This is a genomic window from Nitrospinaceae bacterium, assembly GCA_018669005.1.
In the GTDB taxonomy this organism is placed as follows: Bacteria; UBA8248; UBA8248; order UBA8248; family UBA8248; genus UBA8248.
In genome coordinates, this window is record JABJAL010000087.1 from 1 (window position 1) to 13,662 (window position 13,662).

General features: G+C 54.8%; 13 protein-coding genes. 11 read left to right on the forward strand and 2 right to left on the reverse strand.

Annotated features, from left to right (window positions below; all coding sequences use genetic code 11):
• From HOJ95_14105 to HOJ95_14135, 7 genes are all read left to right on the forward strand, one after another.
• Nucleotides 1–451 (forward strand): C26 family cysteine hydrolase domain-containing family (locus HOJ95_14105; protein ID MBT6395832.1); only part of this gene is annotated, 451 nt, incomplete at its 5' end.
• Between the two features lie 99 nt (nucleotides 452–550).
• Complete coding sequence (gene kdsA, locus HOJ95_14110; protein MBT6395833.1) at nucleotides 551–1,366, forward strand: 3-deoxy-8-phosphooctulonate synthase; 816 nt, start codon at nucleotides 551–553, stop codon at nucleotides 1,364–1,366.
• Nucleotides 1,367–1,383: 17 nt separating this feature from the next.
• Nucleotides 1,384–2,772: a hypothetical protein gene (locus HOJ95_14115; GenBank protein MBT6395834.1), complete on the forward strand. Its 1,389-nt coding sequence runs from the start codon at nucleotides 1,384–1,386 to the stop codon at nucleotides 2,770–2,772.
• A 120-nt stretch (nucleotides 2,773–2,892) separates the two neighbouring features.
• Complete coding sequence (locus HOJ95_14120; GenBank protein MBT6395835.1) at nucleotides 2,893–4,623, forward strand: tetratricopeptide repeat protein; 1,731 nt, start codon at nucleotides 2,893–2,895, stop codon at nucleotides 4,621–4,623.
• Between the two features lie 26 nt (nucleotides 4,624–4,649).
• Entirely contained in the window at nucleotides 4,650–4,844 is a 195-nt protein-coding gene (locus HOJ95_14125; protein ID MBT6395836.1) for a hypothetical protein, read from the forward strand.
• Nucleotides 4,810–5,643 (forward strand): BON domain-containing protein, encoded by an 834-nt coding sequence (locus tag HOJ95_14130; GenBank protein MBT6395837.1) that lies wholly within the window; start codon nucleotides 4,810–4,812, stop codon nucleotides 5,641–5,643. Before HOJ95_14125 ends, HOJ95_14130 begins: the two co-directional genes overlap by 35 nt.
• Before the next feature lie 20 nt (nucleotides 5,644–5,663).
• The gene (locus tag HOJ95_14135; GenBank protein MBT6395838.1) at nucleotides 5,664–6,293 is read left to right on the forward strand and encodes a hypothetical protein; all 630 of its coding nucleotides are present in this window, start codon (nucleotides 5,664–5,666) and stop codon (nucleotides 6,291–6,293) included.
• A gap of 22 nt (nucleotides 6,294–6,315) precedes the next feature.
• On the opposite strand, the gene HOJ95_14140 is transcribed toward HOJ95_14135, so the two are convergent.
• Both HOJ95_14140 and thrC read right to left on the reverse strand, forming a co-directional pair.
• Nucleotides 6,316–7,506, reverse strand: a complete 1,191-nt coding sequence (locus HOJ95_14140) for an aminotransferase class I/II-fold pyridoxal phosphate-dependent enzyme (protein MBT6395839.1) — start codon at nucleotides 7,504–7,506, stop codon at nucleotides 6,316–6,318.
• Nucleotides 7,507–7,539: 33 nt separating this feature from the next.
• Complete coding sequence (gene thrC / locus HOJ95_14145; protein MBT6395840.1) at nucleotides 7,540–8,883, reverse strand: threonine synthase; 1,344 nt, start codon at nucleotides 8,881–8,883, stop codon at nucleotides 7,540–7,542.
• 319 nt (nucleotides 8,884–9,202) lie between these two features.
• Here thrC and HOJ95_14150 point away from each other — a divergent pair, with 319 nt between their 5' ends.
• The 4 genes from HOJ95_14150 (at nucleotide 9,203) to HOJ95_14165 (ending at nucleotide 13,434) form a co-directional block, all read left to right on the forward strand.
• Nucleotides 9,203–10,537: an aspartate aminotransferase family protein gene (locus HOJ95_14150; GenBank protein ID MBT6395841.1), complete on the forward strand. Its 1,335-nt coding sequence runs from the start codon at nucleotides 9,203–9,205 to the stop codon at nucleotides 10,535–10,537.
• 132 nt (nucleotides 10,538–10,669) lie between these two features.
• Nucleotides 10,670–12,001, forward strand: coding sequence for a nodulation protein NfeD (locus HOJ95_14155; GenBank protein ID MBT6395842.1), 1,332 nt, complete (start codon nucleotides 10,670–10,672; stop codon nucleotides 11,999–12,001).
• Between the two features lie 5 nt (nucleotides 12,002–12,006).
• A complete protein-coding gene (locus tag HOJ95_14160) occupies nucleotides 12,007–12,798 on the forward strand; it encodes a slipin family protein (protein MBT6395843.1) in 792 nt (263 codons plus the stop codon).
• 108 nt (nucleotides 12,799–12,906) lie between these two features.
• On the forward strand, nucleotides 12,907–13,434 hold the full coding sequence (locus HOJ95_14165; GenBank protein MBT6395844.1) for a DUF1858 domain-containing protein: 528 nt from the start codon (nucleotides 12,907–12,909) through the stop codon (nucleotides 13,432–13,434).
• Nucleotides 13,435–13,662 lie beyond the last annotated feature (228 nt).

Genomic DNA, 13,662 nt, shown 5'->3' on the forward strand with positions numbered 1-13,662 from the left:
CGTGGAGTACGCTAGGAATATTTGTGGCCTGCTAAACGCCAACAGCGCAGAGTTCTCTGAGGATACGCCTCATCCCGTGGTGGATTTCATGCCCGGGCAAGAAGATGTGGCGATGGGCGGGACGATGCGTCTGGGCTCCTATCCCGGTATCCTCCGGCCAGGGTCGCTTGCCTCAAGTGTCTACGGCGGGGCCTCCCGCATAGAGGAGCGCCATCGCCATCGATATGAAGTCAATAATGAATACCGGGAGAGTCTTGAGGAGGGGGGCTTGAGATTCTCGGGTCTCTCGCCGGATGAACGGTTGGTAGAGATTATCGAGTTACCTGAGCATCCGTTTTTTATCGGTTGCCAGTTTCATCCTGAATTCAAAAGCGCCCCGTACGAGCCACACCCTTTGTTCAGCGAATTTATCGCCGCCGCGAAGAAGGCCCGCGGGGAACTCTTCAACTAACGTCTTTTTCAATTTCTCGCTCCCTCGGCGAAAGACGCCGGGGTTGGATATGGCGCCCTCTCTCAATTCCGGGAGACAACTAAATTGTCATCTCAAAGTATGAAGGTCGAAATCGGCGATGTGTCGATTGGCGGCGGCTCGCCGCTGGCGGTTATCGCTGGGCCCTGTGTCCTCGAAAGCGAGGCAATTGCGCTCGAATGTGCGGGTGCCGTTAAAGAGGCGGCGGAGGCATCGGGGATTCAGGCGATCTTCAAGGCCTCCTACGACAAGGCAAACCGCTCTTCGGTTTCCTCGCCCAGGGGCCCTGGCCTTAAAAAGGGTCTCGAAATACTTGCCGCGATTCGCGAGGCGGTTGGTCTGCCTATTCTATCCGACGTGCATTCTATAGAGGAGGTCGAGGCCGCCGGAGAGGTGCTCGATGTCCTCCAGATACCCGCTTTTTTGTGTCGCCAGACGGATTTACTCCAGGCGGCTGCCCGGACTGGAAAAGTGGTGAACGTGAAAAAAGGCCAGTTTCTAGCGCCCCAGGACATGGGCAATGTCGTTGAAAAACTACGCGAGGCGGGTTGCGAGCAGGTGTTGTTGACCGAGCGGGGAACCTCGTTTGGGTACCACAATCTTGTCTGCGATATGCGCTCGCTGGTTGTGATGCGTGAGACGGGATGTCCCGTTGTTTTCGATGCGACCCACAGTGTACAGGCGCCCGGCGGCTTAGGAAATAAAAGCGGGGGGGATCGGCGGATGGTCGGACCCCTGGCACGGGCGGCTGCGGGTGTCGGTGTCGATGCTTTTTTTCTCGAATGCCATCCGAGCCCGGACGATGCACTCTCGGATGGGCCAAACATGATTCCGCTGAGTGAGCTTTCTGCTCTACTCGCCTCTCTGGCCGCCATCGATTCCGCTAGTCGCGGTTGAATCCGGGAGCACTACTAATGAAGAACCATGGATTGCGGGCGGCTCTGTTGGCACTTGTCTTCATCCTCGCCGGATGTGGTGCGTATGAGGCCATCTCATGGAAAGATGTGGGGGGGAGCGGGAATTCGCTTCCAGTGCTGGGCGAGGGGCTGGTCTCCTCGCTTGCGGTAGATGTCATCGAGGGCCGGAATAAAATTTTTCTGGCCCGGTCTGGCAGACAAGAGTTGAGCCGCAAAAATCTACCTTCTCTTAAAGTCATCGTCGCGGCATTTCCTGAGGCGCGCTCGGGTCTGCGGACGGCTTTTAGTCGGAAAATTGAGCAGGCTGTCCGGCAGGCCCTTGAAAAATCGGCGCTGTTTGCTGTCATCGATGGCGGAGACGGCGTTTCATGGCAGGAGGCGGCTCTATCAAGATTCGCACTTGTCCCGCCGGTTGGCTGGCGTGGCGTATTAGGGCGCCTAGACGAGGAGGTCGCTCTTCGTGCCGAGCAGGGAGGCTCAACCGAGACCATTCGAAGAGAATTCGAGCGCGTACTAGACGACGATCATCCTATCAGAGGTCTGTGGCCGAAGGTCAGAGAGGCCAATTATGGGGAAGGCTCTGCTATTCATGCCGCCTCGATGCTAGGCGCCGACGCAGCCGTTTTTGGCGCCTATGCCCTGGGCCCCGACCGTGTTCGGGTCTGGGCCACTGTGGTTATCAATCGCCCGGCAGAGACGATTTATTATAAAAGAGAGGTGAAGGACCTTTTTGCTCTTCCCGAGCGCTTAGAGGTATCGAGACAATACGCGGGCCTTGCGAGGGGCTATTTAAGCCGCAAGACAGTGCCCGATGCTTTGTTGTCGAAATGGCTGCCGCCGCGCCCCCGGGCTTTCCCCCGTCATCCCAAATCGTGGGGAGAACCAGATTTTGAGGTGAAGTTGGAGCGGATTGATTTGGCTGGCAACCGCTCGCCGTTGATCGGGGGTGATGTGATTGATTCAGAGTCCCTCGTTGTCGGCCGCCTGGGTGTTGGTGAGCCTCGCTATATTTACGGGTTCGCCATCGATCGTTATGGCCACTCAGAGGAGATTCTCACATCCATCGAGGCGAGGAAAAAACCGGCCCTGGTTGTACCCGGTAAAGTGGTGCATTTCTCTGCACGCCTTCTTCCTGCGGGGCGTGCCTATCGCGTATATTTTGTTTCCTCAAAAAAGGAATTCGACGCGAAAAAAATTGTCGACATGGCAGGGGCCCGGCTGGGCATCTCGAAGGCAAAGCCGACTATTGCCCGAAATTATAAGGACGCCGCACGTGGCGCCCCTTCGCGCTCGTGGTATGTCCCCCCCGGCCAGGAGCGCCTGATTCTTGTTGAAAACTGGGACCAATACATATATTGGGTCCACCGGAAAAATGAAAATAACTAAGGTCTGATTATTTTTCGATTCATGCGCTAGTCTGCTAGTATAACTACACAGGTTTTGTTCTCATCCCCGCTTTTCGGGTTGCACGGTATTTTTCGCATCACCTGTGAGAGAAGAGTCGCTATGTCTCCACCGAACCTTCCTTTGAGGCCTGAGGCCGGATGCTCCTTCGCCGGCGACACTATTCGTCTAGAAGGCTCTTTGCGTTTTTCCGGAAAATTCTTGCTCAATGGTGATTTTGTTGGCGATATAGAGGGGGACGGTTGCCTTGAGCTAGGTGTTTCGGCCAAGACGGAAGGGAAGATCGTCGCCGAGGAACTCGTGCATCACGGTAAAAGTGAGGGGGAATTACTTGCCCTGGACAAACTTGACCTACGAGCAGGATGCCATCACCGAGGAGACATTCAGTCGCCGAGGGTCAAAATCAACCACCAGGCTTGTCTTGAGGGCGTTCTTAAAATGCCTGACTCAAGCCCAGATATTCCCACGCGCCCCCTTTTCGGCAAAGATCGAAAAAAGGCTCTCGCTGTTGGGGTGGGTCTTTTCGTGGTTGTCCTGTTCGCTTTCTCCGCACTCCAGCGTATTCCTGCCTACTTAAAGGATTTTAAAGGACAGATAAATCGTCTCTCCCGTTTTCTGCCAAATAAAGAAACAACCGTTAGCGAGAAAAAGACCACTGGCGATAGCGAGTTGCAGAATAATCTTTTGAGTAAAGCCTTACTCTTTGAGAAAGAGGATAAATTCCAGGAAGCGACGGCGCTCTTGAAGAAGGCGGCTATTGCGGAGGGCCAGAAGACAGTTCTCGCAAATTTTCGTCTAGCCAAAAATTTTGCCAGACAATCCCTCACGAAGGATGCCATTGCCCAGCTTGATAAGCTCCTTTTAAAGTCCCCTGATTATATCGACGCGAGAATCTTGCTTGGAGATCTCCACGCAAGTTCGGGTAGCTTGAAAAAGGCGGCCCTCGCCTTTGCCGAGGCGCTTCGGCACGACCCAGATGACATGATTATTCGACGCCGTCTAGAGAAGGTCCGTGTCCGAATGGGGGCTGGAAAGCCATCCAAGGAGCAGGCTAAAAAGTCGCCATCACCGGAGGTAACTCTTGCCAAGGCCGAAGGGCTACTCAAAGAGAACAAGCCGGTTTTGGCGGCAAAAATTCTAGAAAAAAGCATTTCTTTCATGCCTGATGAACCCCGCCTTTATTTTCAGTTGGGCACGGCTAAGACTGAGATTGCTGACAGGAAGGCCGCCATAAAGGCCTATAAAAAAGTGATTGAGCTTGCGCCCGACTGGCTGGACGCTTATGTGCGCCTTGGTGCGCTCCTTGAGGCTAGCCGTAGGGACAAAGAGGCTGTGGCCCTTTATAAGCGTGCGGCAAGCCTCGATTCGTCGAATCTTGAAATGTTGGTGCGTATCGCCCGGCTAGAAAGAAACAGGGGCCGAAAGGATCAAGCCTATCGAATGCTCCTCAAATTGAAGAAAGAGCATCCCCGTTCGGCGGAAGTTTTCCTTGAGTTGGGAATGCTATTGTGGGAAAGCGGGAAAACCGCTGAATCCAAAAAAGAATTCAAGCGCGTTTTGGAAATTGAGTCCGATTCCGCCCCGGCCCTAAACCGGCTGGCGTGGTTCCATGTGGTGGACAACGAGAGCCTTGATCGCGGGATCGAACTCTCAAAGCGCTCGCTAGAGATTCGTCCCGATACGCCTGCCTATCTCGATACACTCGCGGAGCTTTACTATCGAAACAAACAGCCCGTTAAATCGATACCGTTAATACAAAGAGCCATAGAACTCGAACCCAGTAATCGCTACTACAGGGTTCAACTCGATAAATTCAAGAGAGCCAGCAGATAGGACGTTTTTATAAAAGGGAGATTTAGATGAGCCGGGCAATAATTGCACTGGGAGCCGTCGCCTTGACGATTTTGGCAGGCTGTACGACCATGCGGAAAAGTTTGGATTCAGTCATCGAAAGCCGGAAACCGGTTCCGGCGATAGAGACATCTCTTCTTCGTATACACCGTCCGGAAGGGGTTGCCGATGGGAGTTTTAACGTTATCTCGGGAATTAGGTAGCGGCGGAGATGCCATTGGTAAAAAGGTGGCTCGTGAACTCAATTGGACGCTTCTCGATATCAATGGTTTTGCCGAGGCGGCTCGCTCCTATGGTTATGTTCGCGATGAATTAGAGCGGGTCGATGAGCGTAGCCCCGGTCTGGTGGATCGTTTTTTCCGAGATCGGCAACTTGTTTATCTCGATATCATGCGGGCAATCGTTTACGAATGTGCCATCAAGGACAATTATGTTATTTTGGGGCGCGGGGGAAATTCGCTTCTTGCCAGCATCCCAGGTGTAATGCGGGTTAGGGTTGTCGCTCCTGATAATATTAGGCAGCATCGTCTTGTGGCCAACGAGGGAATCTCAGGGGCCATGGCCGAGGAGTTCTTGCGGCACAATGATCAGGAACGAGAGTCGTATACCCGCTATTTCTTCGATGTTCAATGGGGCGACCCCGGAAATTTTGATCTGGTACTGAATACAGGTTTTTATGATGAAGATGCCGTCGTTAGGATAATTGTCAAAATCTTGAAAGGTGAAAAATTTTCTACGTATTCGCCTTCCTCATCGACAGTTTTGCGGAACCTTTCTTTTGCTCAAAAGGTCAAGGCAGCGTTGATGACTGATGATCGTGTTGATGCAAGCGGTATATCCGTGGAATGTCCCAATGAGGGCGACCTCATTCTGCGTGGTCGTGTGAATAGTGAGGATGAAAAAGATTTGTCAGAGAGTATTGCTAGTTCATTCGAGGGTGTGGGATCCTTGGACAGTGAGTTAGTTGTAATGCCGCCCATTGAAGGGTGGTATCCTGTATGATGCGTTTTATGGAAATATTCGTGTCTCGGACATCAAACCAGAAAAGATATTTTTTGCGGGGGGCAATAGGATTTATTGTCGTGCCGATGTTGTTGTCGGGTTGCGCCTATATCGTCAAAAAAGATGATTACGTAAAAGATTCTAAATTGACTCAGTCCAAAGTTGATTTTCTCCGCAAACAATTAATCGCTCATACTCAGATACTTCAAAATCACGGGCGCTCCATCAACGAGGTTCAACTCCAGCTTCGAGATGTTGCCTCTTTGGCTAGAAAGTCGAATGATGCGATTCGGTCCTTAGACAAGCCCAGAAAAAAGATGAGTGTGCCAACGGCCCGAAAGCGTTCTCGGCCCTCTAAAAGAAAATCAAGTGCTAAATTCAGGGGCGGCCACAAAATAGGAAGATCTCTGTTTGTCCGGTCCTCTTATCGTGGATTGCCTCTTAACTACGCGGGTGGCTACCGCTCGCCCCGAGGGAAAAGATATCCTTACAGACTTCCGCCCGGCACGCTGGTCGAGGTCATTTCCAAGGATAAAAGAAGATTCACACGAATTCGGGTGAAATCTGGTAGGTGGAAAGGTCGTAAGATGTGGGTGAGAACCCGCTGGCTGGTCGCCAAAATGGCGTCATTAGGCACCAGTATAGGGTAAGGGTGCCCCCCCATAAGGGCCTCTATATTTTCTTTAATCCGTCCGTCAGATCGTCCCGTAGCGCATCGAAATCTTCAAGACCAACTGAATACCTGATAAGCCCTGGAGTTACCCCTCTTTCCTGTGCGCCGATGAGCCCTAAGTCTGCATATGCCATCCGGGCGTGATGCTCGGCCTGGCTTTCTGTCCCGCCAAACCCCGCCGCCAAAACTGGCACCTTAAGAGCGTCCACGAGTTGATCTGCCGCCTCTGGTCCACCATTTAGCTCGAAACTCAACATTCCGCCGAACGCGGTCATCATTTTTTTGGCCGTTTCGTGGTCGGGATGGGATTCGAGCCCTGGGTAATGGACTTTTTTGACCTGTTTTAAGCCGCTAAGAAATTCGGCCAGGCGCAGCGCCGTCTCCGACTGCCGCTCGACTCGAATGTTCAAGGTCTTCATGCCCCGATCAAGGAGAAACGCTGTTTGGGGGCTCAGCACATCGCCCAGCAGCGCTTGTTGCTCGGCGAGCGCATCTATAAACGGTTGTGAGCCCGAAATTGCTCCCGCGAGAAGATCGTTGTGCCCGCCGAGAAATTTTGTCGCGCTGTGAACGACCAAATCGGCGCCATGCTCAAGGGGCCGAAGGAGCGCCGGCGAGGCAATTGTTGCGTCGACAATTAATTTTGCGCCGCGGCTTTTCGACCATTCTGCCAGGCGCACTATGTCGGGGACGCGCATGGTGGGATTCGAGGGAACCTCCGAAAACAGCACGCGCACGGGGCCTTCGGGAATGGAGTCCAGGGCCTCGGGTGAGTTGTCTTCGAGAATTTCAACAATCACCCCGTAGCGGGCGAGGACGGATTCAGCGAAATCTTTAGTATGGCGATAGGTCTCGCCAAGGAGCACAAGTCGCGCCCCGCTGCCTAAAAGCGCCAAAAAGGCCGAGGATACGGCGGCCATTCCGCTGGCGTAGAGGATTGAAGCCTCGGCCCCCTCAAGGCGCGAAAGACGCCGGGCCGCAGCAGCCACGGTGGGATTTCCGTAGCGCGAGTAAAAATAACCATCGTTTTCGCCGCCATGGAAAGCGGCGAGTTCAGCAGCGCTCCCGAAGGTGAAGGTTGCCGTTTGAAAAATCGGCGGAGGAAGGGAGCTTTCCGCGTGTGGATTGATGCTCCCCCCCTTGGCGGCGGGCGATGTTGTCTTCTGTTGATCTTTCGGGGTGTCGATCATTTTTTATTTTAAATCCAGATTTGTCAGGGTGAGTCAGCCCTGGGTAATGGCGCTGAGCTGCTCTTCTACCGCTTCTTGTACTGCGCCGACATCGTTGGGAAGTTCGATGGGTGTGTTGGCATAGCGCGCATCGATGCCCTCGATTTTATGTTCATGATATTTAATCTTAAATTCAGTGAATTTTAGCCCGTGTGCTGTTGATATCACGGCCACGCGGTCGCTTGAGCGAATGTCGCCTCGGGCAATTAATTTTTCGAGCACCGCGAGGGCCACGCCCGTGTGCGGGCAGTTGTACATGCCGGTCCGATCGGCGTGAGCCGAGGCGTTGGCAAGCTCTTCCTCGGACGCCTGCTCGACAATGCCGTTGAAAGTTTTCAAGGTCCGGATGGCGCGATGAATGCTCACCGGGTTGCCAATCTGTATTGCGCTGGCGAGCGTTGTTTTGGCTATAACGGGCTCGAACTCCTTAAAGCCCGTGAGATAGCTCTGGTAAAGGGGATTGGCATTTTCCGCCTGGGCGCAAACGATGCGGGGCAGGTGGTCGATGAGCCCCAGATCGCGCATGAGTAGAAAACCCTTTCCGAGGGCGCTGACGTTGCCCAGGTTGCCACCGGGTATGATGATGACGTCGGGCAGCTCCCAGTCGAACTGCTGGGCGAGTTCGATACTGATTGTTTTCTGCCCCTCAAGGCGCAGCGAGTTCATGCTGTTGGCCAGGTAGAGGCCCTGCTCCTCGGCGACTTTCTGCACGATTTTCATGCACCCATCAAAATCGGTGTCCAGCGCCATGACCGTGGCACCGTTGGCAATCGGCTGGATGAGCTGAGCCGTTGACACCTTGTCGCGGGGCAAAAAGACGATGGCGGGGATGTCGGCGGCAGCACAATAGGCAGCCAGGGCGGCCGAGGTGTCGCCGGTTGATGCACAAGCCAAGGCTCTGATCTTACGGCCATCGGCTATCATCTGGCGGGCGACGGATACGAGAACCGTCATGCCAAGATCCTTGAACGATCCGGTGTGGGAGTTGCCGCATTGTTTGATCCACAACTCACTCAGGCCAAGCTCCCGGCTCAGGCGGTTGGCCCAGAACAGGTTGGTGCCTCCCTCGTAGAACGAGATGATGTTGTCATCCTCGACGAGGGGCATGACCCATTCTTTTTTGCCCCAGACGCCACTTCCATAGGGCCAGGCATTGCGCTTGTAGCGGTCATCGAAAAGATGGCGCCACTCCGAGGCACTCCGTCCCCTGAGGGCGTCGATGTCGTGGATGACCTCAAGGAGTTCGCCACAGTCGCGACACTGGTAGACGGAGTCGAATACCGAGTAGGTGGCCCCGCAGTCCTCGTTGATGCACTGAAACCAGCAGTTGTTTTCCATGACCATTCCGGTGAATAGAAAAAGTAGTGTAACTACCTGAAAGCGAGGGGATTATGTCAGAGCACAGCCCATGTCGCAACGATTCTTTCTGGGCATGAAAGGCCCGGCCCCCTCGCCGGCCTTTGAGCATACCGCAATTGGGCTCTGAAATGGAGTGTCAGGCCAAAGGCAAGATCGCAGATGCCCACCGTGCTTCAGGCTAGAGGCCCCCACCCGGCTTGCCCAAGCGGCGGGGCAGGCGCTCTATCACGTCCAGAATGCTACAATGCTCCTTGCCTTTAAAACTATCTTCATTTCACAGAGCAAAAGAGGAGAGGTGATGAAAGTGCCCGATATGAAAGTCTCCCATCCTGGCCCGAAGACGCTAGCGCAGCTTGAGCGTCTTGGCCGCTTCGAGGGCAAGGCGGGTTTGTCCCGTGGGATGAGCCCCGACACCGTGATGGTCGAGCGTGCCCTGGGCGCCTCGGTCGAGGATGTGGACGGCAACATCTTTCTCGATTTTGTAGCAGGGTTTGGCTCGCTCAACGCAGGGCACTGCCACCCCACGGTCGTCGAGGCACTCCAGGCGCAGGCCGGAAAGCTGCATCAGGCCATGTCGCTGGGCTCTAGCGTCCGGCTCGACCTTGAGGAGAAGATCATTTCGCTGGTGGGTGGGCAAACGCCTCGTAAAATTCTTTTCGGAACCTCGGGCAGCGAGGCGGTCGAGACCGCCTTGAAACTAGCCCGCAGGGCCACCGGGCGCCAAGAAGTCGTCGGGTTCACAGGCGGCTTCCATGGTCGCACCCTGGGCTCGCTTCCTTTCATGGGGCGCAAGACTCAGCGTGAGGGGTTGGGCGCTCTTGTGCCGGGGGCGCACCATGTTTCCTACCCTTATCTCTACCGGAGCCCGTTCGGGAGCGACTCCGAGGGGTGCATCGCCGGAACGGCGGCCTACATCGAGGAGTTTTTGAAAAACCCGGTGAGCGGATGGGGCGAGGTCGCCGCCATTATGATTGAGCCCGTGCAAGGAAACGGTGGGATGATTCCGGCCCCCCTGGGGTTTCTAAAAGCCCTTCGTGAAATCTGCGACCGCCACGGCGTTCTTCTTATCGTCGATGAGGTGATGAGCGGATTTGCAAGAACCGGAAAAATGTTTGCCTATCAGCACGAGGACGTCGAGCCCGATATTATTGTCATGGGAAAATCGCTCTCGGGCGGCCTTCCGCTCTCTGCGTGTGTTGCCAGTGCCGAAATTACCGATGCCTCGGCCCCAGGTAGTGAAACCGGAACCTATGCTGGAAACGTCATGGCGTGTGCCGCCGGTCTGGCTTCAATCTCGGTTTATGAAAATGAAAATCTCGCCGAGCGCGCGGGCCAGATGGGGGGCTATTTTCTAGAGCGCCTTGGTGAGCTAGCCGAGCGTCATCCAATGGTCGGCGAGGTAAGGGGACGTGGCCTCATGGTGGCGGCCGAGTTGGTTTCAGATCGACAGAGTCGCGAGCCGCTCTCTATCGCAAAGAAGGTGAGCGAGTTGGCGGTTAAAAAAGGTCTTTTCCTCTATCCAGGGGGGCACTATGGAAACGTGCTGGCCTTCTTGCCTCCCCTCGTGATTGATGAAGCGCAGATCGATACGGCGGTGGAAATAGTGGACGAGGTGCTTCTGGAGGTTTCTTGATAGAGTCGGGCCTGCGTGGTTCAAAGATGCTCAAAAAGACGATTCAGTGGCACGCGAATCTTTGTGTTAAACTTACAGTAGGCATTGGGGGCCGCTTAATATGTTTTACCGGAATATGGGGAAGGGATGTATATGACCGGAAGCCGTGAATTTTTAAAAAACGTGAGGCGGCTACATCTCGCTTTATTCTTGGCGGGATCGCTTCTGTTGAGCCTTGCAAGCGCCCATTCGCTGTTTGCCCAGGGAGGGCAGCCTGTCCTGGTAATTGATGTAGAGGACGCCATATCTCCGGGTTCCACGTCATATGTGAGTCATGCGCTAGAGCAGGCCCGGCTCCAGGGGGCGCAGCTTCTCGTGATTCGGCTCGATACGCCTGGCGGGCTGGTATCGAGCACGCGTGCCATTGTTAAGTTGATTTTCGCTTCCAGTACCCCGGTGGCCGTTTTTGTTGCGCCTGGCGGCGCACGGGCCGCCTCGGCCGGAACATTCATCACCATGTCGGCCCACATCGCGGCCATGGCCCCTGGCACGAACATCGGAGCAGCGAGCCCCGTTGCAGGGGGCGGCAAGCAGATTGAGGGCGACATGCGCAACAAGGCGATGAACGATGTTGCGGCTTTCGCCCGATCAATAGCCACCCGGATGGGCCGCAACGCCGAGTGGGCCGAGAGTGCTGTTCGAGAAGCCGTTTCAGTGGACGAGGCCGAGGCGCTCAAGCTCAAGGTCATTGATCTAGTCGCGGTGGATGTAAAGTCGCTGCTGCTCGCCCTGAATGGTCGGAAGATAAAGCTCGCCTCGGGTCAAGAGGTTGTCCTCGCCACGCGCGATGCGCAGGTGGTCTCTCTTGATCGAACCTGGCGGGATCAGGTCCTCTCCCTGCTGAGCGATCCGAATATTGCCTATATTTTGATGCTGCTTGGGATGTACGGACTCTTTTTCGAGTTGTCGAACCCGGGCAATATCCTGCCCGGCGTTGTGGGCGCTATCAGCATTCTTTTGGCGCTTTATGCGATGAAAGTTCTTCCGATAAATTATGTGGGGCTGCTCTTGATGGGGCTGGCCGTTATCATGTTCTTGCTTGAGATTACGGTGGTGAGCTATGGCGGTTTGACTATCGGCGGGATCGTGGCAATGACGCTGGGCTCTGTCATGTTGATCGACTCGCCCGAGCCCTATCTTCAGATCAGCCTTACGGTAATCCTTCCTGCTGTTGCGGGCACGGCGGCGTTTTTCGTGTGGATTGTCGGTCTGGGGTTTCGGGTCCAACAAACGGCGCCGGTGAGCGGCGCCGAAGGCATGATCGATATGATCGGTGTTGTCCGCTCATCGGATAACGGGAAGTTGAAGGTTTTTGTGCACGGAGAAATCTGGACGGCGGATTCCGAGGAAGAAATAGAGGCCGGGGGAAAAGTCCGGGTCGTTTCCATGGATGGCCTTAAACTTCGAGTAGCCAGAGAGGGGTAAATAATATGAGCTATACATTGATCGTCATTGTTGCGGTGGTGGGCCTGTTCCTTTTCAGTGCCATCCGGGTTCTGAACGAGTACGAGCGAGCGGTTGTTTTCCGGCTCGGCCGGTTTCTCCGGACGAAAGGGCCCGGCCTGATCATCGTTCTGCCGGTGATCGATCGAATCGTGCGCATCAGCCTGCGGCTTGTTACGATGGATGTGCCCTCACAGGACATCATCACGAAAGACAACGTTTCGGTGAAGGTGAACGCGGTGGTTTACTTCCGTGTCCTGAACCCCGAGCACGCCGTTATCGAGGTTGAGGATTTTCTTTACGCCACCGGGCAGTTGAGTCAGACCACGCTGCGTAGCGTGTTGGGGCAAATGGATCTCGATGATCTTCTCTCTGAGCGCGATAAGATCAACGTCCAGCTTCAGGAGCTTTTAGATCAGGCGACCGACGCGTGGGGCATCAAGGTGACGAATGTCGAGGTTAAGCACGTTGATCTGCCCACGGAGATGCAGCGGGCTATCGCTCGCCAGGCCGAGGCCGAGCGCGAACGCCGCGCGAAGGTGATTCACGCCGAGGGTGAATTCCAGGCCAGTGAGCGCCTCTCCGAGGCCGCCCAAATCATCGGAAGGGCGCCCGGCGCGCTTCAGTTGCGCTTCCTTCAAACCCTCTCCGAGGTGGCCACCGAAAACAATTCCACCATCGTCTTCCCGCTGCCGATGGACCTGATCACCCCGTTTTTGATGGGGGACACCATGCCCAAGAGTGGCGGCGGCGACCCACCCAAATCCGTGGATGCTTGATGGTAGGGTGAATGATTAGATCCTGATTGCCTATGAGATTGCAGGGCTTATTGCGGCCCACAAGAAGTTCTGGTGCCATATTCGGATTTATTCAACCGAGGACGGAAAATGGCAGAAGCGTTTCCCATTGAGCCATCGTCCAAGGTGGGAGAATTGCTCGAGCACTATCCGGAGCTTGAGGATGTTCTTATCGGAATGGCCCCGCCATTTAAAAAACTGAAAAACCCCCTTCTCAGAAAAAGCGTCGGGAAGGTGGCCACGCTGCGGCAGGCCGCTGCAGTAGGGCGCATTTCCGTTGAAATAATCGTTAATCGACTCCGGGCCGAGGTGGGCCAGGAGCCCACGATCCTCGATGAGGCCGAAGAGGGGAAGGGTTATTTTACGTCCCGACCGGAGTGGTTCGATATCACGAAAGTTGGCGCGTCAATCGATGAATCCCATTCCCCCGACTCGGACGAGATGACCCTGAACAGCGTAACCCGAGCGGCATCACATCTTGGGCAAGGGGAAATACTTGAGCTTATCACCACGTTTCTTCCTGCACCCGGAATCGACATCATGCGGGAAAAAGGATTTCTCGTTTGGCCCGTGCAGGAGGAGCCAAAGCTTGTCAAAACATATTTCTACAGGCCCTAAACGCCCCAAGGACGGGATGTGATCAAAGTCTGTTCTGCGCGCTCATTCATTATGGGTGCTTTTTTTGCGGTATTGGAATGCGAAAGGTACGGGAGGGTGACCGTATCTTTTTCGGCGCTAGCGAAAAACACCTCTTTCGCGCCGGAACGGGGGGTCCTCGAATTTGTCGGCTTTTTTCGGGTCCGGGAACTCATTGCCCCAGATACCTCTTTTGAATGATTTCGCGAG

Excerpts from the sequence above, each read along its gene's own strand:
- HOJ95_14130 (MBT6395837.1), top strand. The coding sequence starts at position 4,810 with ATGGGAGTTTTAACGTTATCTCGGGAATTAGGTAGCGGCGGAGATGCC.
- HOJ95_14115 (MBT6395834.1), top strand. The coding sequence starts at position 1,384 with ATGAAGAACCATGGATTGCGGGCGGCTCTGTTGGCACTTGTCTTCATC.
- HOJ95_14140 (MBT6395839.1), bottom strand. The coding sequence starts at position 7,506 with ATGATCGACACCCCGAAAGATCAACAGAAGACAACATCGCCCGCCGCC.
- HOJ95_14165 (MBT6395844.1), top strand. The coding sequence starts at position 12,907 with ATGGCAGAAGCGTTTCCCATTGAGCCATCGTCCAAGGTGGGAGAATTG.
- kdsA (MBT6395833.1), top strand. The coding sequence starts at position 551 with ATGAAGGTCGAAATCGGCGATGTGTCGATTGGCGGCGGCTCGCCGCTG.
- thrC (MBT6395840.1), bottom strand. The coding sequence starts at position 8,883 with ATGGAAAACAACTGCTGGTTTCAGTGCATCAACGAGGACTGCGGGGCC.
- HOJ95_14120 (MBT6395835.1), top strand. The coding sequence starts at position 2,893 with ATGTCTCCACCGAACCTTCCTTTGAGGCCTGAGGCCGGATGCTCCTTC.
- HOJ95_14125 (MBT6395836.1), top strand. The coding sequence starts at position 4,650 with ATGAGCCGGGCAATAATTGCACTGGGAGCCGTCGCCTTGACGATTTTG.
- HOJ95_14160 (MBT6395843.1), top strand. The coding sequence starts at position 12,007 with ATGAGCTATACATTGATCGTCATTGTTGCGGTGGTGGGCCTGTTCCTT.
- HOJ95_14150 (MBT6395841.1), top strand. The coding sequence starts at position 9,203 with ATGAAAGTGCCCGATATGAAAGTCTCCCATCCTGGCCCGAAGACGCTA.
- HOJ95_14155 (MBT6395842.1), top strand. The coding sequence starts at position 10,670 with ATGACCGGAAGCCGTGAATTTTTAAAAAACGTGAGGCGGCTACATCTC.